This window comes from Cryobacterium sp. W22_MBD10_FK3 (assembly GCF_052113745.1).
Lineage (GTDB): Bacteria > Actinomycetota > Actinomycetes > Actinomycetales > Microbacteriaceae > Cryobacterium.
Window position 1 is genome coordinate 206,102 of sequence record NZ_JBGQOH010000002.1, and the last position, 26,254, is coordinate 232,355.

The 26,254-nt window shown below is 69.2% G+C and carries 22 protein-coding genes; 15 read left to right on the forward strand and 7 right to left on the reverse strand.

Annotation, left to right across the window (positions count from 1 at the left end):
• Positions 1-133 precede the first annotated feature (133 nt).
• The 3 genes from pflB (at position 134) to ACEN2M_RS03925 (ending at position 4,008) form a co-directional block, all read left to right on the forward strand.
• Positions 134-2,401 carry a formate C-acetyltransferase gene (gene pflB, locus ACEN2M_RS03915; RefSeq protein WP_441646822.1) on the forward strand — a complete coding sequence of 756 codons (2,268 nt, stop codon included), beginning with the start codon at positions 134-136 and terminating at the stop codon, positions 2,399-2,401.
• Positions 2,402-2,446: 45 nt separating this feature from the next.
• Positions 2,447-3,337 carry a pyruvate formate-lyase-activating protein gene (gene pflA, locus ACEN2M_RS03920; protein WP_441646823.1) on the forward strand — a complete coding sequence of 297 codons (891 nt, stop codon included), beginning with the start codon at positions 2,447-2,449 and terminating at the stop codon, positions 3,335-3,337.
• Between the two features lie 185 nt (positions 3,338-3,522).
• Positions 3,523-4,008 (forward strand): aromatic ring-opening dioxygenase LigA, encoded by a 486-nt coding sequence (locus tag ACEN2M_RS03925; RefSeq protein WP_441646824.1) that lies wholly within the window; start codon positions 3,523-3,525, stop codon positions 4,006-4,008.
• Positions 4,009-4,065: 57 nt separating this feature from the next.
• Here ACEN2M_RS03925 and ACEN2M_RS03930 read toward each other — a convergent pair whose 3' ends face one another.
• Together ACEN2M_RS03930 and ACEN2M_RS03935 are read right to left on the reverse strand one after the other, a co-directional pair.
• Complete coding sequence (locus ACEN2M_RS03930; protein ID WP_441646825.1) at positions 4,066-4,500, reverse strand: VOC family protein; 435 nt, start codon at positions 4,498-4,500, stop codon at positions 4,066-4,068.
• Between the two features lie 10 nt (positions 4,501-4,510).
• Entirely contained in the window at positions 4,511-5,044 is a 534-nt protein-coding gene (locus tag ACEN2M_RS03935; protein ID WP_441646826.1) for a hypothetical protein, read from the reverse strand.
• A 177-nt stretch (positions 5,045-5,221) separates the two neighbouring features.
• Between ACEN2M_RS03935 and ACEN2M_RS03940 the strand changes: the two genes are divergently transcribed.
• The gene (locus ACEN2M_RS03940) at positions 5,222-7,495 is read left to right on the forward strand and encodes a transglycosylase domain-containing protein (RefSeq protein WP_441646827.1); all 2,274 of its coding nucleotides are present in this window, start codon (positions 5,222-5,224) and stop codon (positions 7,493-7,495) included.
• On the opposite strand, the gene ACEN2M_RS03945 is transcribed toward ACEN2M_RS03940, so the two are convergent.
• The gene (locus ACEN2M_RS03945; RefSeq protein ID WP_441646828.1) at positions 7,492-10,980 is read right to left on the reverse strand and encodes a DNA polymerase III subunit alpha; all 3,489 of its coding nucleotides are present in this window, start codon (positions 10,978-10,980) and stop codon (positions 7,492-7,494) included. The two genes, ACEN2M_RS03940 and ACEN2M_RS03945, sit on opposite strands and share 4 nt — an antisense overlap.
• A gap of 3 nt (positions 10,981-10,983) precedes the next feature.
• On the reverse strand, positions 10,984-11,271 hold the full coding sequence (locus ACEN2M_RS03950; RefSeq protein WP_441646829.1) for a hypothetical protein: 288 nt from the start codon (positions 11,269-11,271) through the stop codon (positions 10,984-10,986).
• Positions 11,272-11,654: 383 nt separating this feature from the next.
• On the opposite strand from ACEN2M_RS03950, the gene ACEN2M_RS03955 reads away from it, so the two are divergent.
• The 3 genes from ACEN2M_RS03955 to ACEN2M_RS03965 all read left to right on the forward strand — a co-directional run bounded on the left by ACEN2M_RS03955 (position 11,655) and on the right by ACEN2M_RS03965 (position 16,217).
• Positions 11,655-12,410, forward strand: coding sequence for an SDR family NAD(P)-dependent oxidoreductase (locus ACEN2M_RS03955; RefSeq protein ID WP_441646830.1), 756 nt, complete (start codon positions 11,655-11,657; stop codon positions 12,408-12,410).
• A gap of 247 nt (positions 12,411-12,657) precedes the next feature.
• A complete protein-coding gene (locus ACEN2M_RS03960; RefSeq protein ID WP_441646831.1) occupies positions 12,658-14,892 on the forward strand; it encodes a glycosyltransferase in 2,235 nt (744 codons plus the stop codon).
• The gene (locus tag ACEN2M_RS03965) at positions 14,889-16,217 is read left to right on the forward strand and encodes a nucleotide disphospho-sugar-binding domain-containing protein (RefSeq protein ID WP_441646832.1); all 1,329 of its coding nucleotides are present in this window, start codon (positions 14,889-14,891) and stop codon (positions 16,215-16,217) included. Before ACEN2M_RS03960 ends, ACEN2M_RS03965 begins: the two co-directional genes overlap by 4 nt.
• 17 nt (positions 16,218-16,234) lie before the next feature.
• Here the strand turns inward: ACEN2M_RS03965 and ACEN2M_RS03970 are convergent, their stop codons facing one another.
• Together ACEN2M_RS03970 and clpS are read right to left on the reverse strand one after the other, a co-directional pair.
• Positions 16,235-16,786 (reverse strand): DUF2017 domain-containing protein, encoded by a 552-nt coding sequence (locus tag ACEN2M_RS03970; RefSeq protein WP_441646833.1) that lies wholly within the window; start codon positions 16,784-16,786, stop codon positions 16,235-16,237.
• 24 nt (positions 16,787-16,810) lie between these two features.
• Positions 16,811-17,095 (reverse strand): ATP-dependent Clp protease adapter ClpS, encoded by a 285-nt coding sequence (gene clpS, locus ACEN2M_RS03975; protein ID WP_441646834.1) that lies wholly within the window; start codon positions 17,093-17,095, stop codon positions 16,811-16,813.
• 89 nt (positions 17,096-17,184) lie between these two features.
• Here clpS and ACEN2M_RS03980 point away from each other — a divergent pair, with 89 nt between their 5' ends.
• From ACEN2M_RS03980 to ACEN2M_RS03990, 3 genes are read left to right on the forward strand one after another with little or no spacing between them, the layout of a single operon-like run.
• The gene (locus ACEN2M_RS03980) at positions 17,185-18,042 is read left to right on the forward strand and encodes an HNH endonuclease family protein (protein ID WP_441646835.1); all 858 of its coding nucleotides are present in this window, start codon (positions 17,185-17,187) and stop codon (positions 18,040-18,042) included.
• 38 nt (positions 18,043-18,080) lie between these two features.
• Positions 18,081-18,467, forward strand: coding sequence for a PadR family transcriptional regulator (locus ACEN2M_RS03985; protein WP_441646836.1), 387 nt, complete (start codon positions 18,081-18,083; stop codon positions 18,465-18,467).
• Positions 18,464-19,195 (forward strand): hypothetical protein, encoded by a 732-nt coding sequence (locus tag ACEN2M_RS03990; RefSeq protein WP_441646837.1) that lies wholly within the window; start codon positions 18,464-18,466, stop codon positions 19,193-19,195. Before ACEN2M_RS03985 ends, ACEN2M_RS03990 begins: the two co-directional genes overlap by 4 nt.
• A 46-nt stretch (positions 19,196-19,241) precedes the next feature.
• Here the strand turns inward: ACEN2M_RS03990 and ACEN2M_RS03995 are convergent, their stop codons facing one another.
• Complete coding sequence (locus tag ACEN2M_RS03995; RefSeq protein ID WP_441646838.1) at positions 19,242-19,958, reverse strand: YoaK family protein; 717 nt, start codon at positions 19,956-19,958, stop codon at positions 19,242-19,244.
• Between the two features lie 147 nt (positions 19,959-20,105).
• Between ACEN2M_RS03995 and ACEN2M_RS04000 the strand changes: the two genes are divergently transcribed.
• The 5 genes from ACEN2M_RS04000 (at position 20,106) to ACEN2M_RS04020 (ending at position 26,231) form a co-directional block, all read left to right on the forward strand.
• Entirely contained in the window at positions 20,106-21,203 is a 1,098-nt protein-coding gene (locus tag ACEN2M_RS04000) for an acetamidase/formamidase family protein (RefSeq protein ID WP_441646839.1), read from the forward strand.
• Positions 21,196-22,803, forward strand: a complete 1,608-nt coding sequence (locus ACEN2M_RS04005) for an AtzH-like domain-containing protein (RefSeq protein WP_441646840.1) — start codon at positions 21,196-21,198, stop codon at positions 22,801-22,803. Before ACEN2M_RS04000 ends, ACEN2M_RS04005 begins: the two co-directional genes overlap by 8 nt.
• Before the next feature lie 125 nt (positions 22,804-22,928).
• Entirely contained in the window at positions 22,929-24,110 is a 1,182-nt protein-coding gene (locus ACEN2M_RS04010; RefSeq protein ID WP_441646841.1) for a pyridoxal-phosphate-dependent aminotransferase family protein, read from the forward strand.
• Positions 24,103-25,389, forward strand: a complete 1,287-nt coding sequence (locus tag ACEN2M_RS04015; RefSeq protein ID WP_441646842.1) for an allantoate amidohydrolase — start codon at positions 24,103-24,105, stop codon at positions 25,387-25,389. Before ACEN2M_RS04010 ends, ACEN2M_RS04015 begins: the two co-directional genes overlap by 8 nt.
• On the forward strand, positions 25,386-26,231 hold the full coding sequence (locus ACEN2M_RS04020) for a MurR/RpiR family transcriptional regulator (protein ID WP_441646843.1): 846 nt from the start codon (positions 25,386-25,388) through the stop codon (positions 26,229-26,231). Before ACEN2M_RS04015 ends, ACEN2M_RS04020 begins: the two co-directional genes overlap by 4 nt.
• Positions 26,232-26,254 lie beyond the last annotated feature (23 nt).

Genomic DNA, 26,254 nt, shown 5'->3' on the forward strand with positions numbered 1-26,254 from the left:
TGTTCAGAACAGAGGGCGAACCACCGGCACCGTGGCACTAGCTGGTACCTCGTGGTCTGCTCTTGTGGCCTGCTGTTGGAATAAACACCCAGTCAGCGGGAAAGCCTCGATCCTACAAGGAGAGCAAATCCATATGACCGTAACAGATGGCATCCGAAGCGACCAGCGCGGTCTCGCAGAACCCGGCCAGGCAGAATTCGTTGCCGGCCCGTGGCAAGACTCGATCAACCTGCGCGACTTCATCCAGCGCAACTACACGCCGTACACCGGCGACGCAAGCTTCCTCGAAGGCGCCACCGAGCGCACCACAGGCATTTGGGCCAAGCTGTCCGCGATGTTCCCGGTCGAGCGCGAGAAGGGCGTCTATGACATCGACGCCACGACGCCCTCGTCCATCACCGCGCACAAGCCCGGCTACATCGACAAGGACAACGAGGTCATCGTCGGCCTCCAGACCGACGCGCCCCTGAAGCGCGCGATCATGCCCTTCGGTGGCTGGCGCATGGTCGCCACCTCGCTCGAGACCTACGGATACCCGGTCTCGCCCGAGCTGGAGACGATCTTCACCGACTACCGCAAGACCCACAACACCGCCGTCTTCGACGTCTACCCTCCCGGGGTCCGCCGCGCACGCAGCAGCCACCTGATCACGGGTCTGCCGGATGCCTACGGCCGCGGCCGTATCATCGGCGACTACCGTCGCGTGGCGCTGTACGGCATCGACGCACTCGTCGCCGGCAAGAAGAACGACCGCGCCGAGCTGGACATGGAGCCCTCGACCGAGGACATCATCCGTGCCCGCGAGGAAAACTCGGAGCAGATCCGGGCCCTCAAGGAACTCGCCCAGATGGCAGCCAGCTACGGCTCCGACATCACCAAGCCGGCCACCACAGCCCGCGAAGCCGTGCAGTGGCTGTACTTCGCCTACCTCGGTGCCGTCAAGGAGCAGAACGGTGCAGCAATGTCGTTCGGCCGCAACGCGGCCTTCCTCGACGCCTTCATCGAGCGCGACCTCAAGGCCGGCACGCTGACCGAGTCCGGTGCGCAGGAGCTCATCGACGACCTGGTCATCAAGCTGCGCATCGTGCGCTTCCTCCGTACCCCGGAGTACGACGAGATCTTCGCCGGCGACCCCACCTGGGTCACCGAGTCGCTCGCCGGCATCGGTGAAGACGGCCGCCCGCTGGTCACCAAGACCGCGTTCCGCTTCCTGCAGACCCTGTACAACGTGGGCCCCGCACCCGAGCCGAACCTGACCGTGCTGTGGAGCGACAAGCTGCCCGAGGGCTTCAAGCGCTTCTGCGCCCAGGTCTCGATCGACACGTCGGCCATCCAGTACGAGTCCGACGACCTGATCCGCGAGGAGATGGGTGACGACGCCGCGATCGCATGTTGTGTCTCCCCGATGCGCGTCGGCAAGCAGATGCAGTTCTTCGGAGCTCGCGTCAACGCTGTCAAGGCGCTCTTGTACTCCATCAACGGTGGCAAGGACGAGGTGTCCGGCAAGCAGATCGCCCCGGCCACCGCGCCGAACACCGACGAGATCCTCGACTACGAGACCGTCTTCCCGGCCTACCTCGAGACCCTCGAATGGCTTGCTGAGACCTACGTCACCGCACTGAACTGTATCCACTACATGCACGACAAGTACGCGTACGAGCGCCTCGAAATGGCACTGCACGACAAGGAAATCATCCGCACCCTGGCCTGCGGCATCGCCGGCCTGAGCGTGGTTGCCGACTCCCTGTCCGCCATCAAGTACGCCAAGGTCCGTCCGGTTCGCGACGAGACCGGCCTGGTTGTCGACTACACCGTCGAAGGCGAATTCCCCACCTTCGGCAACGACGACGACCGCGTCGACGTCATTGCAGTCGACGTCATGGAACGCTTCATGACCATGATCCGCAAGCACCCGACCTACCGCGACGCGATCCACACCCAGTCGATCCTGACGATCACGTCCAACGTGGTCTACGGCAAGGCCACCGGCAACACGCCCGATGGTCGCCGTAAGGGCGAGCCGTTCGCACCGGGTGCCAACCCGATGAACGGCCGCGACACGCACGGCATGCTCGCGTCGGCGCTCAGCGTCGCGAAGCTCCCGTACAGTGAAGCGCAGGACGGCATCTCGCTGACCAACACTGTCGTTCCCAGTGGCCTCGGTCACACCAAGGACGAACAGATCACCAGCCTGGTCGGCCTGCTCGACGCGTTCACGTCGGCTACCGGTTACCACCTCAACGTCAACGTGCTGAACAAAGAGACGCTCGAAGACGCAATGCTTCACCCGGAGAACTACCCGCAGCTGACGATTCGCGTCTCCGGCTACGCGGTGAACTTCGTTCGCCTCACCCGCGAGCAGCAGATGGATGTCATCAGCCGCACGTTCCACTCGCACTAAAAAAATCCGCAACACATGACCGGCAACGCTAGGTAGGACGAGACCATGACCGCAATCAACCTCGGCTTCCCTAGCGTTGCCTGTCCAGTTGTCGAACTCGACGCCCACGTCGACCTCTCGGTCGACGTGGCCGACGGGGTCAGCGCCCTCAACGACGCCGACCGCAAGGCCGAACTGCACACCCTGGAAATGAAGGCGATCCGCGAGGGCACCGTCGCCAGTGTGCATTCCTGGGAGCTCGTGACCGCTGTTGACGGTCCGGGCACCCGCATGACCCTCTTTCTTTCTGGCTGCCTGCTGCGCTGCCAGTACTGCCACAACCCGGACACCTGGAAGATGCGCGACGGGCTGGTCACGCCCATCGATGAGCTCATCGCCCGCATGACGCGCTACCTGGGTGTCTTCAAGGCCACCAACGGCGGCCTCACCATCTCCGGCGGCGAACCGCTGATGCAGCCCGCGTTCGTGAAGCGGATGTTCAAGGAGGCCCACGCCCTCGGCGTGCACACCACCCTGGACACCTCCGGCTACCTCGGCAAGAGCGCCTCAGACGAGTTGCTTGACAACGTCGACCTCGTGCTGCTCGACGTGAAGTCGGGCCTGCCCGAGACATACAAGGCCGTCACCGGCCGCGAACTCGCGCCGACGATCGCCTTCGGCGACCGGCTCGCCGAACGCAACATCCCGGTCTGGGTACGTTTTGTGCTCGTTCCCGGGCTCACAGACGCCGTTGACAACGTCGAGGCCGTCATCGACATCGTGAAGAAGTGGCCCAACGTTCAGCGCGTCGAGGTTCTGCCCTTCCACCAGATGGGCGAAGACAAGTGGGACCGCCTGAGCATCCCGTACCCGCTGCACGGTGTGCACCCGCCGGAGAACGAACTGCTGAACCGCGTTCGCGGGCAGTTCGAGTCACGGGGCCTGACGGTCTTCTAGAGATATCCCGCCACGGACACACCGGCGATAGCGGCCTTACGCATATAAATTCGTAAGGTCGTTTTCGGTTCTGATCAGCATCTTAAGTGTTACGAATTCGAAGCCAGGGACTTTGTACCCTGACTGGGAAAACCGGATGCTGGCAGACTGTGATTATCTTCAGAATCACAACGAAAGGCAACACCGTGTCAACTGCAACCGTTCCGGCCACCGCCCTGGGCGCCACCAAGGTCAAGGCCGTCAAGCTCATCGGCTGGGCCGGAATTCTCGGCGCCGTCGTCATGATCGTCGGTGGTGGCGTGGTCTGGGGCGTCGTGAGCTCGCAGCTCGCCGCCGAGAAGATCACCGTCGCCGAGGACGCATCGTTCCTCGCGGGCGCACCCGTCGTCGGCCCGTTCTCCGCTTTCGCGCAGGCCGACATCATCAACCACCACGCCCTCGACATGGCCGAAGGCAAGACCTACGCCGAGCTCGACAGGGAAGACCCGCTGCGCGCGACCGTCATGAACGCGTCGTTCCTGCGCACCTCGCTCTTCACCTCGGTTGTCTCGTTCGGTGTCTCGGCCTTCGCCATCGGCATGGGCATCCTGTCCGGCCTGTTCGGCTGGGCCCTTCTGACCCTCGCTCCGGCGTGGCCCAAGAAGACCACGGCAACGGGCGTTCGCGCGTAGTCGTCTCCGCTCCACAGAACGACCCGGCAGCCTCGGCTGCCGGGTCGTTTCGCGTTTCTAGTCGGTGATCTCGATGGTGCCGTCGGGCGCCACGGGGAAACCGGGCGCATAGGCGGCCTCCCACAGGTGGCCGTCCGGATCGGCGAAGTAGCCCGAGTAGCCACCCCACACAGCGCGAGTGGCCGGCTTCACCAACCGGGCCCCCACGGCGACGGCCTCGGCCAGGGCTGCGTCGACCTCGCTCTCGGCGCCGAAATTGAGCGCGAGGGTGATTCCGCGATACCCAGTCGGCAGATCGGCAGCCACGCCGATGTCTGCCGCCAGCTCGGCATAACCGAAGAGGCCGATCCAGGTGCCGCTGGTGCGGAACCAGGTGATGCCGGCAGACGGGTCGCCGCGCTGCTCCCAACCGAGGCCCGAGTAAAAGGCGATCGACCTGGTGAGGTCGGCGACCCCCAGGGTCACGATGGTGAAGTTCGCTGGGATACTCATGCGTTTTCTCCTAGTACTCGGTAGTGCCTTCGGCGTCTTCGCCCCAGCTCACGATCCGCGGCGGCAGGGGATATTCGTGGCTGCCGCTGGCGGCCAGCACCTCAACGGCCACGACCCGGGGAGCCGTGGTGCCGGCCCGGCTCACGAACCAGCCGCCGACGAGCACCACATCGCTCACCGTGGACGCGACGCCGACACCCGTGACGGTGAACGGGCCGTAGGCGGGATCGACGAAGAGCACCGAGATGAGGTCGCCGTGTTGCACGTCGGGGGTGGCAGTCGGTTCGGCGTCGTCGGCGACAGGCTCGGTGGGCTCGAGGGTCTGCAGCGCCTGCAGTGACTTGTGGGGCTTCAGGTTCTGCTCGATGGAACGACCGCCGACGGTGAGGGTCTTGACCGACGCCGAGATGAAGGCCGTCCCGTCGATGGTGAACGCCCCGTAGCGCTTGGTCAGGAACATCGCCGAGACGGCGGTCCCGGATTCCAGGGTCGCGATCGCATCCGTGAGCACCTTGACGTTGCGCCTGCTAGGCACATTGGGCATTGCCGGTCCGGCCATATTTCCTCCAGAGAACGTGACACGCAACTCTAACGCCGACCGCTCCGCTGCTCCTGTTCGAGCAGTTCGGCAAGCCCCTAGCGAACCCGCCGGCCGCGGCATTGAGTGGATGTGTACTGGCGCGATTCGGGGTGCCGTGGGTGGAAGGGTGGATTCACAGCGATGGTGAGCAACGGTACGAACGGCATGAACGGAACCGGAGTGACACCGTCGCGGTCCGTCGGTGGCGTGGTCAGCGGCTTGGTCGGGCTGGTCGCGGTCAGTGCCGTCGCCGGAATGCTCGTCACCGTGGGCCTGGCACCGGTGGTGGCGCTGACCGGGGTCACCGCATCCAGCACCATCAACATCTTCGAGACCCTCCCGGACTACTTGGAAATCGAGCCCCTGGCCCAACGCAGCAACATCTACGCCACGACGTCGGACGGAACGCCTGTGCTGCTCGCGACCCTGTACGACCAGAACCGGGTCGAGGTGGGTTGGGACGAGATCGGCCAGAACGTGAAAGACGCGGCGGTCGCCGGAGAGGACCCTCGTTTCTACGAGCACGGCGGTGTCGACCTGCAGGGCACCGTGCGCGGTGCATTTACGACGGCCCTGCAGGGGAACGTGCAGGGCGGGTCGTCGATCACCCAGCAATACGTGAAGAACGTGCTGGTGCAGAAGTGCGAGATGCTCTCCACCGAGGAGGAGATCTCGGCCTGCTACTCGGAAGCCACCGTGACCACGGCCACCCGCAAGCTCAAGGAGATGCGGCTGGCGATCGGCGTGGAGAAGAAATACGCCAAGAACGACATCCTGCGCCAGTACCTCAACATCGCCGGCTTCGGCGGCCGGGTCTACGGCATCGAGGCGGCGGCCGACTACTACTTCGGTAAGACGGCCGCCGATCTCACGGTGGCGCAGGCGGCGAGCCTCGTGGCCATCGTGAACAACCCGGGCAAGTTCCGTCTCGACAGGCCGGGCAGCGAGACCAATGGTGCGGCCAATGGCTACCAGGACAACAAGAAGCGCCGCGACTACATCCTCGGAGAAATGAAGAAGTACGGCAAGATCACCGCGGCCGAGTTCGCCGAGGCCCTCGCCGCCCCGATCGAACCGACCATCAACGAGCCGAGCACCGGCTGCCAGACGGCCAGGGGTGATGCGTTCTTCTGCGACTACGTCATCCACGTGCTGGCCAACGACCCGGCGTTCGGCGCCGACGCGGACACCCGCATCAAGAACATCCGCCGCGGTGGCTTCGAGGTGTACACCACCCTCGACCTCGACCTGCAGTTTGCCGCGGTGACGACGATGAACAACAACGTGCCCAAGTCGATGCCCGGCTGGGACGTTGGTGGGGTCATCTCGAGCGTTGAGGTGGGCACCGGCCGGGTGCTCGCGATGGCGCAGAACAAGGACTACAGCCAGGACCCGGAGGTGCAGGCCACCGGCAGCAACTGGAGCAGCGTGAATTACAACACCGATTTCATTGCCGGCGGTTCCCGGGGCTTCCAGCCCGGCTCCACCTACAAGGTCTTCACGCTCGCGGAATGGCTGAGCACCGGCCACTCGGTAAACGAGCGGGTCGACTCGGCGCCCAGATCGAGCTGGGGAACCTTCAACGACAGTTGCCTCGGACCACAGAACTACGATTCGGAAGGCTGGAGCCCCAAGAACGACGCCGACGAAGCCGGTGGCAACTACAGCGCGCTCGAATCCACCATCGGATCGATCAACACGGGTTTCATCGGCATGGCCAAACGGCTCGACCTGTGCGGGATCCGCAAAATGGCGGAGGCCTTCGGGGTGCACCGCGCCGACGGGGAACCGTTGAGCCAGAGCGCCGCGGCCGTGATCGGCACCAACGAGATCGCTCCGTTGAGCATGGCCGTCGCATTCGCCGGCATCGCCAACCGCGGCGTGACCTGCAGCCCGATCGTGATCGACCGGATGATCGGCTCGGACGGCACCGAAGTGCCGATCCCCACCTCGCGGTGCGCTCAGTCCGTGAGCCCGGATACCGACCGGGAGATGGTGGCGGCCCTGAGCCAGGTGCTCACAAAGGGCACCGCCGTGCAGTCGCACTCGGCCACGGTGCCGCGGGTGCCGATGTTCGGCAAGACCGGCACCACCGACGGTGCCAAAGACACCTGGATGAGCGGCGCAAGCAGCAAGGTGGCGACCGTCGTCGGCGTGGTCACCGTCACCGGCAACGCCAATCAGCGCGCCCGCGCGTTCGAGAGCGGGCCCGCCGCCACCGCTCGGCACCGGATGTGGCCGGAAGTGATGTCGGTGGCGAACGCGAAATACGGCGGTGATCCCTTCCCCGGGGTGCCCGTCGAGCCCGAGCCCGAGCCGGAGCCCGGGCCGGAGCCCGGGCCGGATGACGACTTCGATGACGACGACACCGATCAGGAGTTCACCGACGCGGAGGAGGCCGGGCAGAACGACTAGGCAGGTGTGCCCTGTGCCCACAGGTTCTGAGCCCACAGGTCGAACGGGGCGGTGCCGGACCCGCCCGCCCTCCGCATCGGCGGCCGGACCGCGGCGGCGGCAGCCTCGGCAGCAGCCTCATCCGTGCCGGACGGTACGGCGTCGAGGGTGATCGCCGCCCTGGCCGCCCTGGCCGCCTTGGCCGCCGCCCTGGCCCGCTCCTTCGCCACCGTGACCAGATCCCACATTCCCTCACCCGTCACCGAGACCCCGCGGGCGCCCGAGCGCCGGGTGCGGCCACGCACGAGCATCAGCTCGGTCTGGAACACCCCGCCGCCGATGCGTTCCTGGGCGTCGTGGAAGAACACGACGTTGGCCACCGGCCCGGTACCGTCGTCGAGGCTGACGAACACCACGCGGCGCCCGTTCCGCATCGGCGGGGTGTTCGTGGCCCTGCGCACCCCGGCCAGGAGCACCTCGGTGCCGCCGGGCAGAGTGGCCAGCTGCGACGCCGGAGTGACGCCGAGGTCGGCGAACAGCGGATAGAACTTGCGCATCCGGTGGTCGGACACGGCCAGCCCCGTGTCGAGCAGCTCGAGGTCGGACTGGGTGCGGCCGCGCAGCTGCAGCGAGGTGACGGCGTTGAAGCGCGCACCCTCGTAGCCCTGCACCGGCAGCGGCACCTCGAAGGCGAGCTGGTCGTCGGCGATCGTGATGGCCGTGCCCCGCAGCGACTGGATATGGGCGAGCAGCTCATGCCGTCTGGTGCGGTCGTGATCGATGAAGCTGTCGAGCGCGCCGACGCGGGCGAGGGCCTCGAAGGTGCGCCGGCGCGGGTGCACCCGGTCCCGGAAGTCCTGCAGCGACGTGAAGGGCTGGTGCCGCACGATCCGGGCGCGCTCGGCGTCGCTCGATCCCGTCAGCTCGGGCAGCGGCATGCGGATGCCCTGACCGGCGCCGACGGACTCGACCCTGTAGTCGAGGGCGCTGTGCTGCACGTCGAGGCCGAGCACCGGCACGCCGAGCACCCGGGCCTCGGCCACGAGCAGGTCCTTGGGCCACATCCCCGGATCGTGGGTGAGCAGTCCGGCCAGGAACGCCGCCGGATGGTGGGTCTTCAGCCAGGCGGACTGGTAGGTGGGCAGGGCGAATGCCGCCCCGTGCGCCTTGGCGAAGCCGAAACTGCCGAACCCGGCCAGCACCGTCCAGACCCGGTCGATCGTGGCGGCATCGAACCCGCGGCCGAGGGCGTTCTCGCGCACGTACGCCTCGATCATGCCGAGCTGGTCGGGCTTGCCCAGGTGCCGGCGCAGCACATCGGCGTGGCCGAGCCCGCAGCCGGTGAGTTCGTCGAAGAGGCGCATCACCTGTTCGTGGAAGATGACGACGCCGTTGGTCTCGCGCAGGATCGGTTCGAAACGGGGATGGATGTAGTCGGGGGCGACCTCGCCGTGCCTGGCCTCGAGGTAGCGCAGCGGCATGTTGTTCTTCATCGGGCCGGGACGGAACAGCGAGATCTCCACGGTGAGGTCGTTGAACACCTCAGGTTGCAACTTGCCCACCAGCTCCATCTGGCCGGGGGACTCGATCTGGAAGATGCCCAGGGTGCGCGTGGAGCGGATGAGTTCGAAGGTGGCCGGGTCGTCCAGCGGCACCCGGTCCAGGTCGATGTGCTCGCCGGTGAGCCGGTGGTGTTCTTCCACGGCGTGGGCCATGGCCGACTGCATGCGCACGCCGAGGATGTCGAGCTTGATCAGCCCCATCGGATCCATGTCGTGCTTGTCGAACTGCGACATCGGCAGGCCCATCCCGGACGCCTGCACCGGGGTGCGATCCAGCAGCGACTCATTGGAGAGGATGACGCCGCAGGGATGCACCGAGATGTGTCTGGGCAGCCGGTCCAGCCTGGCGGTGAGATCCACCAGCAGATCGAGCTGCGCCGACTCCCGCACCTCTGCGGCCAGCTCCTCCAGCTCCGGCTTCTCGGCCAGCGCCGCACGAAAATCGCGGGCGTTGAAGCGCCACATCTGCTTGGCGATGGTGGCGACCTGGGTCTCCGGCATGCCGAGCGCCAGTCCGGCGTCGCGCACGGCGCCGCGGCCCCGGTAGGCGTTGGTCATCGACATCAGCGAAACCCTGGTGCCCCCGAAGGTCTCGAAGACCTTTCGGTAGATGTCGTGGCGTCTGGCCGACTCCACGTCGAGATCGATGTCCGGCAGGGTCTGGCGCTCTGGGGAGAGGAACCTCTCCCAGAGCAGGCCGTTCTCGATGGGTTCCACCGATGAGGTGTGCAGGGCGTAGTTGAGCACAGAGCCCACGCCGGAGCCGCGAGCCTGGATGCGGATGCCCATGTCGCGCACGATGTCGGCGACCTTGGCCACCGTGAGGAAATAGCTGGCGAAGCCGAGAGTCTCGACGGTTGCCATCTCGTGGGCGAGCCTGGTGTGCGCAGCCGTGAGCATCGACCCGGCGGCGTTGGCGTAGCGATCGTCGATGCCGTGGCGGGCTCGCGCCCACAGCTCGGCGAGCGGGTCGCCGGTGATGCCGATCACGCGGGCCTCCGGCATGCGGGGCCGGCCGAGCCCGATGTCCCCGACGGGGTCGAGAGCGCAACGCTCGGCGAGGTCGTCGGTGTCGCGCAGCAACCTGGCCAGCGCACCATCGCTGTGCTGCCCGGCATCCACCACCATGCGGGCCACCTGCCGCATGGCGGCAGCGGGCTTCAACCAGGCCTGACCGTTGACCTGCAGGGGTCTGGCCTGCGGCTGCGGGTCGTGAGGCTGAGCCAGCTGGGCCAGGGGAGTGAGATACCGCGCCGCGTCGGCGAGGTCGGCGGTCACCGCCTCCTCGGCGGTGCCGTAACGCACGGCGTTGCTGAGCACGGCGGGCAGCCGGGCGTACTCCGCGAGCGCGAGCATGCGGGTTGCCGGTGCGACACTGCCGGGCATGCCGGGTTCGGCCAGGTGGCAGACGACCTCGAGCGCCAGCGACCGCGCCGGCATCAGCCGTTGCCAGTCGGCCAGAGCGGCCCTGGCCGACGGGTTGTCCCGGCGCTGAACGGCGCGGCCGACATCGGAGGCCGGTCCGAGCAGCACGGTCAACGAGTTCAGTCCGGCCAGCTGGGCCAGGCGGCTGCGCGGGATGCTCGGCGCGTGGCCGGACAGCCGCACCGTTGTCTCGTGGGCGCTGGAGACGGCCCGGCAGAGGGCGGCGTAGCCGCGGCCGGCACTGCCTTCTCCGCTGCCGCCGTGCGCGAGGACCACGACCCTGCCGAGCGAGTCACGGGTGTCATCGTCGTGCACCGCGAGGTCGGCGCCGAGCCCGGGCCGGATGCCTGCGGCTACGCAGGCACGCACGTGCTTGACCGCACCGTAGAGTCCGTCGCGGTCGGTGACGGCCAGGAAGGTCGCGCCGTCGGCGGCCGCCTGGCCGGCGAGCGCGTCCGGCAGGGTGACGCCGTAGTGCGTCGAGTAGGCGCTGGCAACGTGCAGATGCGAAAATCCCATGGTTCACCCCCAGTCGAGCGCGAGCACCCAGGTGCCGTCGGCGTCGTGGCGGAGGTCGTACCGGTGCTGGTCCTCGCCGCCTCGCGCGGCATCCACCCGCCACAGCTCGGTGTCGATGCGGATCGGGGCGCCGGTGCTCTTTTCGGAGCTGTCTTCCCACCAGCGCGTGCGGGTGAAGACGGCCTGGGGCTGGCCGATGATGGTGTGTTCGAACCGGTCCCAGACGAACGCGCGCGGGTCGCCGCCCGGGGAGAGTTCGACCTGCACCGTAGTGTCGATTATCTGGGGCATGGCTCGCCTTCCGCCGGTCGTTTCGAACACTTGTTCGACATTCGGAGTGTACGTCACTCCTCCGACAGACGCCAGCGGAACCCGCGCCGGTCTGAGTGCCCGGCCTGAGTGCCCGGTGTGCGAACGACCGGCTATCTAGCCTTTGTGGGCTGGCCGGGCGTAGCATTTTCCTTGGGGCGCATTGACTGAGCGAATCCCGATAGAAGGTACTCATGGCACTCGAAGTGGAGTCTCAGGCTGTTGACTCGCAGGCCGTTGACTCGCAGCTGGTCGACTCTCAAACCCTGGAATCCCGAACACTCGAATCTCCAACAGCAGAGTCTCCGGCTGTAGAGTCTCCGGCGGCGAAGTCTCACGCACGGACCTCCCGACCGATCACGTCTGTGGCCGCGGAAGCCGTCAAACCCAGAACCCCGGTGGCCATGGTGACCGGCGGCAACTCGCCCCTGGGGCGGGCCGTGATCGCCCGGCTGCTGGCGAACGGTTATGCGGTCGCCGGAATCGACGACAACCCCACCGACCTGCTCGGCGGCCAGCATCTGGTGTTGGTGGGCGACATGGGCACCGAACACGACTCGAGGTTGGCGATCTCGCAGACCATCAACACCTTCGGCAGGCTCGACTCCGCGGTGCTCCTGGCTGACATCGGCGGGTCCCGCGCCCTGAACGTGCCCGGCACCGTCGCAGAGGGCGAGCACCTGCTCGCCCGGAACCTGAACAGCATCGCCCTGGGCATCCAGGCTGCAGTGGAGGGACTGTCGCTCGACGGCCACCGCAGCATCGTGGCCACGGCCTCCGTGGCCGGCCTGCTCGCCGATCCCGGCAACTGGGCCTACCACGCGTCGAAGATCGCCATGATCGACCTCGTGCGCTCATCGGCCCTCACCTATGCGGCCAGGGGCATCAGGGTGAACAACGTGGCCTCCGGTCTGGTGCGGGCGGACGATCCCAACGAGAACCCGGTCGCGCAGACCTTCGGGCGGGACTTCTCCCGGCGCATCCCGCTCTGCCGGCTGGCTGAGCCTGCCGAGATCGCCGAGGTCATCGCCTTTCTGATCTCCCCGGCCGCGTCGTACGTCACCGGTACCACTCTCGCCGTCGACGGTGGGCTGACGGCATCCGCCGGACTGGTGTTCTGACCCGCAGAATCACGTCAACCTGCCAATGCCCTGACCAAACGCCTTCGGTCACCGGCGGGCCGGATCGACGTGGCAGAATATCGCTCCGGGGCAAACCTTTCCGGGTGCGGCTCCGAAGTATCAGCGGGTCATTGCGAGACGGCAGCGTGCGCTAATCGCGACGTGTTGCCGGCTTCGGTGTCTCACAACCAGCGCGGATGGTTTCCGCAGGACGACAGGCGGAGTATCCGCCCGAGAGGGAGACACCGTGGGCACTCACACGACTCTGGATTCGATGCGATCGGCCGACGGCATCCTGGCCGGTATCCGCTCCGCGGACGACCTGACCATCGCCGCCACCAGGGACGGCGGCAACCGGGCAGTGCGCCTGCTCGCCCAGGCGGCGCTCGACCCCACCGACCAGCTCACCGCCATCGCCGCCGTGCACGCGCTGGCCCAGGTGTTCGACGAGTCAGCCGACGACGTTCTGGTCTCACTGCTCGAGCACGACGCGGCCTTCCTGCGCGAACACGCCGCCTGGGCCTTCGGCACCAGGCTGCCCCGTTTCGACGCCGTCGCCGGCCTGCTGCGCATGGTCGTCACCGGGGGATTCTCCGGCATGATCGCCCAGCGCACGCTCGAGCAGTGGGCGGCCTCAGCGCCCGAGCACATCGCACTGGCCACCGAAGGCGCCATGCTCGGCGTCGCCGACCCGGCCGCCCGTGCCCGCCTCGTTGAGACCCTCGGCCTGATCTCCGGACGCATCCCGGACCGGATGCTGCGCCGCATCGCGGGGGACACCGGCGAGGCCCTCGACCCCAGGGCCGCGGCAGTGGCCGCCCTCGGCGACCGGCCCGCCACCGATGCCGCCATCGCCGTGGTGACCGACCTCGCCCGCGGCGATGACGACCTCGCCGATGTTGCCAGACTCGCCCTGCTCGACCTCACGGTGCCCACCTACCCGCGCGCACCGTGGAGCAGGGGCCAGACCGTGGCGCAGCTGTTCCTGCACGCGGATATCGACCGCGAGCTCAGCCAGGTGGGTGCCGGCGACAACGGCGGCATCGCCACCCTGCTCGTGCGGCTGGGTGACGCCCTGGTGGCCGACGGGGACGGTGCGCCGATCGACAACTCGGCATTGGACAGCTCGGCGTTGGACCGTTCGATGATGAACCTCGACGGCTCCGGTCTGGACGGCCGCTCTCCCGCCGTCGACAGGGTGCTCACCCTGTCGCGCGGCGGTCCCGACGCCGCGCTGGCCTGCCTGCCGGAGGTGAGCTCCACCCTCGCCGGGCACGCCTTCGCGACGGTGCCGTTCCTGGGCGACCCGATCTCCTCCGCCGACTCCTGGCCCCGCCGGGTGGCGGTGCAGCGTGGCATCCGCCGCATCCTGCGCGCCGCAGGCACCGTCGACGTCATGCACCTGCGGATGGCCGACGTCGGCACCCTCGCCGCGTCGTCGGTGGCCCGTGAGCTCGAGATCCCGATCGTCTTCACCGTCGCACCCGACCCGCACAGCGTCATCAACGCCATGGATGCGTCCGGGGCACTCACCCGGGCCAACTTCGGCACCGTCGACGAGGTCGAGCACTTCTGGTTCCGGGCCCGGCTCGTGCAGCGGATCGCTGCCGACGCGGCGCACACAGTGCTGTTTCCCCGCCCCGAACTGGAGCGGGACATGCGCGACCTCGTCGGGATCGACATCACCGCACATCCCGAGCGGCACTCGGTGGTGGCGGAGGGCATCGACCTCACAGTGATCCAGCGCTCCGTGGCCGCCGCGGTGCAGGGCGACCCTGCCGACTTCGCCGACCTGGATGCCCTGCTGCAGACCCTGCCGGCGCACCGGCGTCACCTGCCGCTCGCGGTGACGGTGGGCCGGCTGCACAGGGTGAAGGGCATGGCCACCCTCGTGCACGCCTGGGCGGACGACCCTGGCCTGCGCGAACGCTGCAACCTGTTGATCATCGGCGGGGACCTGGTCAACCCGTCGGTCGACGAACGCGGCCAGCTCGACCTGATCGGAACGGCGATCCCACTGGACTCCGCCGCCGACCACGGTCTGCTCCTCGCCGGCCACCGCGCCAACGATTCAGTCGCCAGGTGGCTGGCCGCGATCCGGCACGGCCGGCCCGGCCTGGCCGCGCCGCACGGCGTGTACGTGTGCGCCAGCATGAAGGAAGAATTCGGCATCGCGCTGCTCGAAGCCATGGCGACAGGGGTCACCGTCGTGGCACCCGACGCGGGCGGACCGGCGACCTACGTGGAAGACGGCACCACGGGGTTCCTGGTGAACACCGCGGACGCGAAAAGCCTGGCCGGCGGCATCTCCGAGGCCCTCGACCTGGCCAGCGGCCCGTTCGGCGAGGAATTCGCCCAGCGCGCCGCCGACATGGTCACCGACACCTTCGCGATCCAGGCGATGGCGTCCACCCTCGCCGGCGTGTACAAGTCCGTCGCAGAGGCTCAGGAAGCTCTCAACTGGGCGCTGAGCGCCTCATGACCCTCCTGATCATCAGCCCGGACTACGCCTCCCACCTGTTCCCGCTGGCGACCCTCGGCACCGCCTGGCAGGACGCCGGTGAGCGCGTTGTCGTTGCCAGCGGACCGGCCACGGCCGGCATCGTGGCCGAGTTCGGCTTCGAACGGGTGAACCTGCAACTCGGCCGCGGCTCCAACCCCGGCACCATCCGCGCGGAAGACCAGCCCACCGGGGAGGACGACGCCCTGCGCGGCTTCTTCGACGCCACCAGGGTCGGCCTGGTCGAGACGCTCAGGTTCCAGGCCGAGGCGCGCAGCAGCGATCTGCTCTGGAACCCCGTCGTCGTGGCCCGCGAAGTGCAGCGTCTCGTCGCCGAGATCCAGCCGGACCAGGTGATCGTCGACCACCTCGCCTTCAGTGCCCGGCTGGCCCTGATCAGCGCCGGCGTGCGGCACGCTGACGTGGTGCTCGGGCATCCGACCGCCCTGCCGGTCGGCGACGAGGTGTACGGCTACCCCTCGGACTGGCCGGACGCGTTCACACCCGACCCGGCCGAGCTGGCCCGGCTGCGTCGGCTCTGCGAGCGGGTGCGGGACGACTTCACCCTGCAGTGGAACGATGCCCTGCTGCAGCTGGACCCGTCCGCTCCGCCCAGTGGCGACGCATTCACCGAGACCGGCGATGTGCTGCTGCTCAACTACCCGGCCGAACTGCACTCGGCGGCGCGCACGGCGCTGCTGCCCGAGCACGCCTTCCTCGGCTCGGCGGTGCGCAGTGAGGTCGACGACCCAGCGGTGACCCGTTGGCTGGCCGGCGCCGACGACCGTCCGCTGGTCTACGTGAGCTTCGGCAGTTTTCTCTCGGTGCGCGGCGATGTACTCGGCCGGGTGGCCGAGGCCCTGCGCGGTCTCGACGTGAGGGTCGCGATCGCGGTCGGATCCAGCGACCCCGCCGAGCTCGGACCGGTGCCGGACTCCTGGCTGGTGCGGGCGTTCCTGCCCCAGGTGGCGCTTCTCGACGGCGCGGCCCTGGCGGTCACCCACGGCGGCAACAACTCCGTCACCGAGGCGATGACGGCCGGAGTGCCGCTGCTCGTGCTGCCCTTCTCGACCGACCAGTTCGCCGGCGCCGCAGCACTGGACGCTGCCGGCTTCTCGATCTCCCTCGACCCCAACACCGCAGGCGCTGATGCGTTGCGGGAGGCCACCGTGGCACTGCTGGGCCTCGGCGCCGAGCCGCGGGGCCGGCTGAGCGAGCTCAGCGCCTCGTTGGCCGATGGTGCCGGGCCCCGGCGGGCGTACGCCGCGCTGCAGGCGATGCCGAGCGCGGCCAAGCCGGCGGCCTGACGCGGTCGCGCTGTCGGCTAGATGTCGATCGCGTAGACCAGCGACTCCTGCACCATGCCGAGCCAGTTGTAGATCTCGTTGACCACGTGCGACTCCTCGTCGTCGAGGTGCGGTCTGCCCTGGGGGTCGACGTTCAGGCGATCGGCCAGGACCAGGCGCAGGTCGGTGAGGGTGCGGAGCCAGGACTGCACCTGCTGCTCGTCGAGCACAATCGGCACCGGCAACGGGTCGTGCACCGAATCCTGCGCCGAGAAACCGGCAGGCTCGCCCGAGGTGTCCCGCTCGTCGTCGCCGAGAGCGCCGAGCACCGCAGTGGCGTTGGCGAGCTTGCCCTCGAGCAGCCCGTCGGCCGTGAAGCGGCGGAACTCGGCGGCGGCCTCCGGGTCGTCCGGGTAGGCATCCGGCAGCAGGCGGCGGATCGCGGGTTGGGCGAGCATGACCGCGTCGTCGGTGTCGACGGCGCCCAACAGCTGCAGCAACTGCGAGGCGACGTTGCGGAGCAGGTCGACCTCGATGGGCTCGAACATCGCCGAGACCGTGCCGGATTCGTCCTTGCGGAATTCCATCATGCGTCGGCACTCATTCTTCGGCCCTCATTCTTCGGCGCGGTCCAGGGTGGCCCAGAGCCCATAGCCGTGCATGGCCTCGACGTGCCGTTCCATCGACTCCCGGTCGCCCGTGGCCACGATGGCCCGGCCGTTGTTGTGCACCTGCAGCATGAGGCGCTCGGCCTCGGCCGCCGTGACGCCGAAGTAGCTCCGGAACACGTAGGCGACATAGGACATCAGGTTCACCGGGTCGTCCCAAACCACGGTCACCCAGGGACGGTCCAGGGCGACCGCCTCTCGGATTCGGGTGGATTCCTCGATCTTCGGCACCGGTTAAGCCTCACACGCCCGGGCCTTTCCTGCCACCACCACATGACAGGATGGGGAGATCGTGAGACACAAAAGATGAGCCCTTCAGCATGACCCGCCGCCAGCCCTATCGATCCAGATCCACCCGGAAGCGGCATCCGGTGCTCCTGCTGATCGTGATCCTGGCCGCGGCGACGGTGGCCGGCGTCAACTACTTCTCCGGCAGTTCGCCCGGGGAATGGCCGGGCGCCCAGCCCGGCTCCCAGCCCACCGCCCAACCCGCCGAGGGCACGCCGCCCGTGGCCGGGCCCGTCGTGCCGGCCACCGGGCTCTCCAGCGCCGAGGCGCTCGTGTTGGTCGCCGCATTGCCCGACGCCGTGTACACCGACGACGGCAGTTACGCCGGCAACCGTGAGGAGCTGTTCGGGGACGCCTGGGCCTACGATTTCGATCAGAACGGCTGCGATACCCGCAACGACATCCTGACCCGGGACCTCGTCGACACCGACGTCGACTCGGCGACCTGCCGCGTCTACACGGGCATCCTCACCGACCCGTACACGGGCGAGACCATCGATTTTGTGCGGGGGCAGGACACCTCGGCCGACGTGCAGATCGACCACCTGCTGCCGCTCAAGGCCGTGTACGCCACCGGGGGAGAGGCCTGGCCGGCCGAGAAGCGCGAGGCGCTGGCCAACGATCCGGTCAACCTGCTGGCGGTGAAGGGTACCGAGAACTCATCCAAGTCGGACTCGCTGCCGAGCGAATGGCTGCCCGGGTTCTACCCCGACGTGTCGGACCGGCATGACCTGGGCCAGCGAGTGGTCTGGGACGACCTGCCCACCGACACCACCCTGCAGTGCTGGTACGTCGACAAACTGGTGCCGGTGTTCGTCGCCTACGACCTCGGCGTCACGCCGGAGGACCGCGCCGCGCTGACGGCCGTGCTGGAGTCCTGCCCGGCCTAGCCCTTGACAGTCTCACTACTTAGAGAGACTGTGTAGTCATGAACGTATCGAGTTCCGACCCGCCGTCCCCGGAAGGCGCCGATTGGCCGAGCGACTGGCTGCGGGCGACGCTGGGCTTCCTGGCTTTGCGCGCGCTGGCGGCCGGACCCTCCTACGGGTACGCGATCATCGGCGACCTCGAGCAGCACGGATTCGGCGCGATCAAGGGCGGAACCCTGTATCCGCTTCTCACCCGGTACGAGGTCGCCGGGCTCGTGGCCACAGAGTGGCGGGCCGGCGATGGTGGGCCAGGGCGCAAGTACTTCGCCCTCACCGACCACGGTCGCGCCGAACTCGCACGCCTCAGCACGCACTGGCAGCGCTTCGCCGACACCAGCATCCGCTATCTCGACCCCGAACGGTCCACGAAGGAGACGCTCGAATGATCCGCACCCCGGCTACCGACAAGAAGTGGTTCGACGATGTGATGGTGGAGCTTCGCCTGCGGCAGGTCCACGGGAGTGCGATCGGCGACACCGTTGCCAGCGCGCGCGAGTTGCTCGCCGACACCGGGCAGAGCGCCGAAGAGGCTTTCGGGCCGGCTCGCGTCTACGCCGCTTCGCTCGAACTGCCGCACGCGCCCGCCGGCCAGTGGGTGCGCGCCGCACTCTGGCCGATGCTCGCCAGCCTGCTCGCGTTCCTGCTCTTCGCCCAGGCAGCCACGGCGTGGGCAGGGGAGGAGCTCCTGCTGGTCTCACCCGCCCAGGTGGCACTCGTCGGCACGCCCGTGGTGCTCGCGGCCTTCATGCCGCTCTATCTCGCCGCGGCCATCCGGCGCCCCTGGATCCTGATCATCCTGGTGGTCGTCTGCAGTCTGTCCGGCTTCTTCGCCGGAGTCGTAGCACCGCAGACGCCGGCCGAGGCGTGGTTGGCCCTGGACCCCGTGCCGTGGCTGATCGGCAGCTCGGTCGTCATGCTGCTCATCTCGGTGGTGGTCACGCTTGATCCTCGACGCTCCGGCGATGATGACCGGATCACCGATCCGAGTTCGACCGCCCCGGCCGGCGGTGGGCGCACCCGCAGCCTCGCGGTGACGGTCACCCACTGGCTCTTCCCGGTGCTCGCCCTGGTCATGCTCGGGGTGGTCTTCGCACTCACCGCTGCCGCCCGGTAAGCGCCCTGGCGCCACGCCCCACGCAGTCCGGCCACTAACGATCGGCTCAGACCTGCGGCACCGGGGCGTGGTGCGGGCGGCCGGCGGCGTGGCCGATGGCCGTGACGGCGAGGGTGATGACCGCGGTGAGGGCGATGCCCCAGCCGATGTGCACCATCAGCAGCAGGGCGCCGACGCCGGCGCCGGCCAGAATCAGCACGATGGCGGCGAGGCGACGGAACCAGGGCTGGTTCTTGGCGCCGCCGAAGCGGGAATCCGCGGCGAAACCGGTGATGGTGGAGGTGACGACCACGGTGGTGACGTCTTTCACCGCAATGTGGCGGGCCACAGCGGCCTGCAGGCCCATCACGGCGGCCAGCAGCCCGGTCACGATCAGGTCGAACGGCACCGGCGGGGTGCCCCCCACCGCGAAGAGGAAGATCGACAGCGCGGCCATCACCACGCCGACCGACCCGAACAGCACAGTGGCCTCGGTGGTCCAGCCGAACTTCACGTGGCGCAGCACCCGGCCACCGATCGCGGCACCGACCATGAAGGTGAACAGGGCGATGAGGGGGCCGACGACGGGCAGGTCGTCGGCACCGGCGATAGCCATGCCCAGGATGACGACGTTGCCGGTCATGTTGCCGGTGAACACCTTGTCGAGGCCGAGGTAGCCCACCGCATCCGCCACGCCGGTGGAGAAGGTGAGGGCCAGCATCAACCCGAGGTGCAGGTTGTCGGGCTGGCTGCGCAGGCGGTGGATGACGGGAGTGGAGGGCACTGGCGGTCCTATCGGCTCGGAATTGTCACGGTAGTGGCTGTCGGGCCGGGCACAAAACTGGCGCTACTCTCGACCAACGGGGATGCGCGGGCCGTGCCGGCCATCGCCGCGTACGGTTCCCGATCCACGATCCGACAAGGCGCGCCCATGCCATTCGACATCCTGCAGCCCGGCACCGGGCCCATCCGTGCCGCGCACTATCTGCCCGCCACCCCGGCCACTGTGCTCTGGGGCCGGCTGCCCTGCGCCACGGATCTGCCGGCTCTCGTGATCGACCCCGGCACCGAGGTGACCATCGATACGATCAGCCACGAGGGTGTGCTCGAGGACCAGGGCCGCGACCCGGTGGCCTTCTTCGCCGGCCACGGCGTGGCGCGCTCAGACGTGCTCGACGACGCCGTGCTGCTGGCCGCGTCCGAGAACCCGCGCGACCCCAAGACCGACGGGCCGCACCTGGTCACCGGCCCGATCCACGTGCGCGGCGCCCGGCCGGGCGACCTGCTCAAGCTGACCGTGCTCGAGGCCACCCCGCGGGTGCCGTACGGCGTGATCTCCAACCGGCACGGTCGCGGCGCCCTGCCCGGCGAGTACCCGCTCGGTGAGGGCAGCGTGAGCGTCTTCGCCGCGCTGGAAGACACCGTGCCTGGAGACAGCGCCGCCGGCCAGGTCGGCACCCTGCCGCTGGTGCCGGGCGGCCCGCGCAGCGTGCACTTTCCGCTCAAGCCGTTCCTGGGCATCATGGGCGTCGCGGTCGCGGGAGACACCCGCCCGCACTCCGTGCCGCCCGGCGCGCACGGCGGCAACATCGACATCAACCTGCTCACGGTTGGCTCCGCCCTGTACCTGCCGGTGCAGGTCGACGGCGCGCTGGCCTACGTGGGCGACCCGCACTTCGCGCAGGGCGACGGGGAGGTGGCGCTCACGGCCATGGAAGCGTCGCTGCGGGTGACCATCCGGTTCGAGGTGGTGAGCCAGGCCGACGCCGTCGCGGCGTTCGGCGAGCTGGCCGGGCCGCTTGCCGAGACGACGGAGTTCCTGGTGCCCACCGGCATGGACGCCGACCTCGACGAAGCCGTGCGCAAGTGCGTGCGCGCCGCCATCGACCTGCTCGCGGCGCGCTACGGCATGGACCGCACTCTCGCCTACGCCTACCTGAGCGCGGCCACCGACTTCAACATCTCGCAGGTGGTCGACCTCGTCACCGGTGTGCACGCCCGCATCCGGGTGGCGGATTTCAATGCCTGAGCCGCTGGCCGTGCCGACGCCCACCACGCTGACCGGTGAGCTGCCCGCCGGGCTGCTCGCCGCATTCGCCGGCTACGAGAACGCGCTGGCCACGAACGACCTCGCCGCGCTCGACGCCTACTTCGCGCCCGGTCGGCACACCCTGCGCGGCGACGCCGCAGGTCTCCTGGTGGGCCACGACGCGATCAGCGGCTTCCGCGGCGCCCGCAGCGGCACCGTGGCCAGGGGCATCCGCGCGCTGCACGTGCGGGTCATCGACCCCGGGCACGCCCTGATCGTGTCGGTGAACGCCCCGGATGCCGGCGGCGCCGGCCTGGTGACCCAGCTCTGGGCGCTCTCCGACACGGGCACCTGGCAGGTGGAGGTGGCCCAGGTGGCCGCACCGCCCGCCGCCATCAGCCCGTCGGTGTGGCGGCTGGTGGGCAACCCGTTGGTGGCAGCAGAGCCGGCCGACCCTGGCCCTGCCGCCGGTGCCGGCACACCGTCGCTGCTCGGCGAGACCATCGCCGTGAAGGACCTCTACGACCTCGCCGGCTTCACCGTGGGCGCCGGCAACCCGGCCTATCTGCGTGAAGCCCGGCCCGCCACCGAGACCGCTCCGGCCGTCGCGGCGCTGCTGGGCGCCGGCGCGAGCGTGCGCGGCATCGCCCAGACCGACGAATTCGCGTACAGCATCGCCGGCGACAACCCGCACTACGGCACCCCGCCCAATGTGCGGGTGCCCGGCGCCCTGCCCGGCGGTTCCTCGAGCGGACCGGCCGCCGCCGTGGCCCTCGGCCAGGCCAGCATCGGCCTGGCCACCGACACCGCGGGGTCGATCCGGGTGCCCGCCTCGTACCAGGGCCTCTGGGGACTGCGCAGCACGCACGGCGCCGTCGACCGCACCGGGCTGCTGCCGCTGGCCCCCTCGTTCGACACCGTGGGCTGGCTCACGCGCACGCCCGGCGTGCTGCGCGCCGCCGCGGCCGCATCCGTCGACCCCGCCACCCAGGTGGCTGCGCCCACCCGGTTCGCCGTCTCGACGGCGCTGATCTTCGCCGCTGACGACGACGTGCAGGCGGCCTTCGTCGACGGCCTCGACACGCTCACCCGGGCCGGACTGCTGGCCCCGCCCGACCTCGTCGACGTCGGCGACCTCGCCGAGGCGCTGGCGATCTTTCGCACGGTGCAGGCCGCCGAAGCCTGGCGGGCGAACGGAGCGTGGGTGCGCGAGCATCCGGGCGCGCTCGGGGCCGCGGTGGCGAGCCGGTTCGAGGCCGCCGCCGCGGTGACGGCCGAGGAGGAAGCCGCGGCGAGACGCGCGCTGGCCGCCGCCCGCACGAGGCTGGACGCCGTGCTGGACGGCCGGATCCTGCTGCTGCCGTCGGCGTCGTCGACGGCACCGCCGCGGCACGCCAATCCGGCGGCGATCGACGCGACCCGCGCGGCGACGCTGTCGATGACCTGCCTGGCCGGGATCGGCGGCTACCCGGCCCTGTCGGTGCCGCTGTTCGAGATCGGGGGAGCGCCGCTGGGACTCTGCCTGGTGGGGCCACGCCACAGCGATCTGGCCCTGATCGACGTCGGAGCGACGTTCGCCGGGCACCGAACGAACTGGTGAAGCCGACGAAACACAACTGAAACACCTGTTGCGTAAACTGGGCATCTGAAACAGATGGTTCAGAATCGTCGAGGGGTGAAACAGTCATTTCCAGTCTTCCGATCAATCCGCCGTCGCGTCTGTTGATGGGCCCAGGCCCGGTGAACGCCGACCCGCGCGTGCTGCGCGCCATGTCTGCCCAGCTCGTTGGCCAGTACGACCCGTCGATGACGGCGTACATGAACGAGACCATGGCGCTCTACCGCGGTGTCTTCAAGACCGCGAACGAGCAGACCCTGCTCATCGACGGAACCTCCCGGGCCGGCATCGAGGCCGCCCTGGTATCGCTGATCAGCCCCGGCGACCGCGTTCTGGTGCCCATCTTCGGCCGGTTCGGCCACCTGCTGCGGGAGATCGCCGAGCGCGCCGGCGCCGAGGTGCACGTGCGAGAGGTCGAGTGGGGCACCGTGTTCACCCCCGCCCAGATCGAACAGGCCATCCGCGAGATCAAGCCCGCGCTGCTGGCCGTCGTGCACGGCGACACCTCCACCACAGTGGCCCAGCCGCTCGACGAGCTCGGCGAGATCTGCGCCAGACACGGCGTGCTGTTCTACACCGACGTCACCGCGTCGCTGGCCGGCAATACCTTCGAGGCGGATGCCTGGGGTCTGGACGCCGTGACCGCCGGCCTGCAGAAGTGCCTGGGCGGCCCATCCGGTTCGGCGCCGGCCACGTTCTCGCCCCGCGCTGTGGAGGTGATCAACGCCCGCAAGAGCATCGAAGCGGGCATCAGGGAGGCCGGCGACGCCGTGAACCCGCAGCCGATCCGCTCCAACTACTTCGACCTCTCGATGATCTTCGACTACTGGGGTCCCAAACGGCTCAACCACCACACCGAAGCCACCACCATGCTCTACGGCGCCCGCGAATGCGCCCGGCTGCTCGTGGACGAGGGCATGGACCAAGCCGTGGAACGGCACCGGCTGCACGGCGCCGCGATGCTCGCCGGCGTGCAGGGCCTCGGGCTCAGGGTGTTCGGCGACCCGGAGCACCGGATGAACAACGTCGTTGCCGTGCACATCCCCGACGGGGTGACCGGGGACGCCGTGCGCAGCGAGCTGCTGAACGACTTCGGCATCGAGATCGGCACCTCGTTCGGCCCCTTGCACGGCAAGGTGTGGCGCATCGGCACCATGGGCTACAACGCCCGCAAGGACACCGTGCTGACCACCCTCGCCGCGCTCGAGCAGGTGCTGCGGCGGGCCGGAGCGAGCGTCACCGGCGGCGGCGGTGTCGGCGCCGCCTACGAGGTCTACCAGGATGCCTGACCTGGCGAACACCAGCGCCGCCACCGTGCTGGGGCGCTGCGACGAACTGGCCACCCACACCAGCCTGCCCGACGGCCTGATCGAGCGGGTCTACCTCTCGCCGCAGCACGCCGCCGTGAACGCCCTGGCGGCCGGGTGGATGCGGGGCGCCGGCATGAACACCTGGCAGGACGCCGCCGGCAACCAGTGCGGCCGCCTCGAGGGGGCCACCCCCGGCCTGCCCGCGCTGCTCTTGGGCTCGCACCTGGACACCGTGCCCTCGGCCGGACGATACGACGGCATCCTCGGGGTGCTCGGCGCCATCGCCGTGGTCGAGCGCATCAACGCCGGCGGTCGCCGCCTGCCGTTCGCCCTCGAGGTCGTGGCCTTCGGCGACGAGGAGGGCACCAGGTTCGGCACCGCGCTGCTGGGCAGCCGCGCGCTGGCCGGCACCTGGCTGGATGCCTGGTGGGAGCTCACCGACGAGGCCGGCACGACCCTGCGCGCCGCGTTCCTGGCCTTCGGCCTCGACCCGGCGGCGATCACCTCGGCCGCCCGCACCTCCAACGACTTCGTCGGCTACCTGGAGGCCCACATCGAACAGGGCCCGGTGCTCGAAGAAAACGACCAGCCGCTCGGCATCGTCTCGTCCATCGCGGGCGCCCGGCGCTTCCAGATCACCATCACCGGCAAGGCCGGCCACTCCGGCACCCCGTGGACCCACCGCCGTGACGCCCTCGCCGGGGCCAGCGAAGCCATCGTGGCCATCGAGCGCCTCGCCAGGGACGCCGATCTGATCGCCACGGTCGGGCACCTCGCGGTGTTCCCGGATGCGGTCAACGTGATCGCCGGCCGGGCCGAATTCAGCCTCGACCTGCGCGGCCGGTTCGACACCGACCGCGACATGGCCTGGCAACAGATCGAGGCCCTGCTCGAGGAAATCTGCGCCACCCGCGGGCTGCACGTGGCGGTGGACCAGACCCACACGGCCCCGGCGGCGCACTGCAGCGACAGGTTGCGCGGCGTGATCGCCGCGGGCATCGGCGCTGCGGGCACGCGCGCCGACGGCGCACCCGCGGCCGGGCCCGCACCTCTCGAGCTGCTCTCGATGGCCGGCCACGACGCCATGGCCGTGGCGCACCTCACCGAGATCGGCATGCTCTTCGTGCGCTGCGCCGGCGGCGTCAGCCACCACCCCGACGAGTCGGTCACCGAGGCCGACGTTGCCCAGGCGCTGGACGCCTTCGAGGCCGCGGTGCTCGCCCTGGCCGACACCCACGGCGACGAGGCTCCGGCATGACCCTTAACATCGGGCAGCGCATCGACGGGCGCTACGGCGAACTCTCGCCGCAGGAACAGCGGGCCGCGGACTTCATCCTCGACCACATGAGCGACCTCGCCGTGTACAACGCGTCGGAGCTGGCCCGGCTCAGCGGTGTCTCCAAGGCCACCGTCTCCAGGCTGTTCCGGCGGCTCGGCTTTCAGGACTCGGCCGAGGTGCGCGAGCACGCCAGGGCCCTCCGCAGCCTGGGCGCCCCGCTCGGCGGCCCCGGCGCATCCGCTGGCACCCCATCGCGGCTCGCCGCCCACGCCGAGGCCGAACACGAGAACCTGCGCCGACTGCTGGTCACCCTCGAAGACGGCCGGTTGGATGCCGCCGCCCGGCTGGTGCAGTCCGCCGGCAAGGTGGTGATCGTGGGGCTGCGCAATAGCTACCCGCTCGCCCTGCACCTGCGCCAGCAGCTGGTGCAGGCGCGTGACCACGTGCGCCTCGCTCCGCTGCCCGGCCAGTCGCTCGGTGAAGAGCTGGCCGGCCTCGGCCCGCGCGACGTGGTGGTGCTGATGGGTTTCCGCCGCCGGGTCGCCGGCTTCGGCGACATCGTCGCGGCCATCCGGCGCCGGGAGGTTCCGCTGGTGCTCATCGCCGATTCGTCGGCGCGCAAGTATTCCGACCAGGCCACGCACTGGCTCGAGTGCCCGGTGGACTCGGTGTCGGCGTTCGACAGCTATGCCACGGCCATGAGCCTGGTGAACCTGCTCGCCACCGGGGCGATGGGCGCGCAGGTGCGGGAAAGCCGCACCCGGATCGCGGCGATCACCAGCATCTACGAAGACCTCGAGGAACTAGAAGCCCCCTGGTGAGAGCGATCCGTTCCGCGCTCGGC

Coding starts and splice junctions, on each gene's coding strand:
- pflA (WP_441646823.1), top strand. CDS start 2,447: ATGACCGCAATCAACCTCGGCTTCCCTAGCGTTGCCTGTCCAGTTGTC.
- ACEN2M_RS04000 (WP_441646839.1), top strand. CDS start 20,106: ATGCCATTCGACATCCTGCAGCCCGGCACCGGGCCCATCCGTGCCGCG.
- ACEN2M_RS03935 (WP_441646826.1), bottom strand. CDS start 5,044: ATGCCCAATGTGCCTAGCAGGCGCAACGTCAAGGTGCTCACGGATGCG.
- ACEN2M_RS03970 (WP_441646833.1), bottom strand. CDS start 16,786: ATGATGGAATTCCGCAAGGACGAATCCGGCACGGTCTCGGCGATGTTC.
- ACEN2M_RS03950 (WP_441646829.1), bottom strand. CDS start 11,271: ATGCCCCAGATAATCGACACTACGGTGCAGGTCGAACTCTCCCCGGGC.
- ACEN2M_RS04015 (WP_441646842.1), top strand. CDS start 24,103: ATGCCTGACCTGGCGAACACCAGCGCCGCCACCGTGCTGGGGCGCTGC.
- ACEN2M_RS04020 (WP_441646843.1), top strand. CDS start 25,386: ATGACCCTTAACATCGGGCAGCGCATCGACGGGCGCTACGGCGAACTC.
- pflB (WP_441646822.1), top strand. CDS start 134: ATGACCGTAACAGATGGCATCCGAAGCGACCAGCGCGGTCTCGCAGAA.
- ACEN2M_RS04010 (WP_441646841.1), top strand. CDS start 22,929: ATGGGCCCAGGCCCGGTGAACGCCGACCCGCGCGTGCTGCGCGCCATG.
- ACEN2M_RS03930 (WP_441646825.1), bottom strand. CDS start 4,500: ATGAGTATCCCAGCGAACTTCACCATCGTGACCCTGGGGGTCGCCGAC.
- ACEN2M_RS03980 (WP_441646835.1), top strand. CDS start 17,185: ATGACCCGCCGCCAGCCCTATCGATCCAGATCCACCCGGAAGCGGCAT.
- ACEN2M_RS03985 (WP_441646836.1), top strand. CDS start 18,081: ATGAACGTATCGAGTTCCGACCCGCCGTCCCCGGAAGGCGCCGATTGG.
- ACEN2M_RS04005 (WP_441646840.1), top strand. CDS start 21,196: ATGCCTGAGCCGCTGGCCGTGCCGACGCCCACCACGCTGACCGGTGAG.
- ACEN2M_RS03990 (WP_441646837.1), top strand. CDS start 18,464: ATGATCCGCACCCCGGCTACCGACAAGAAGTGGTTCGACGATGTGATG.
- ACEN2M_RS03940 (WP_441646827.1), top strand. CDS start 5,222: ATGGTGAGCAACGGTACGAACGGCATGAACGGAACCGGAGTGACACCG.
- ACEN2M_RS03945 (WP_441646828.1), bottom strand. CDS start 10,980: ATGGGATTTTCGCATCTGCACGTTGCCAGCGCCTACTCGACGCACTAC.
- ACEN2M_RS03965 (WP_441646832.1), top strand. CDS start 14,889: ATGACCCTCCTGATCATCAGCCCGGACTACGCCTCCCACCTGTTCCCG.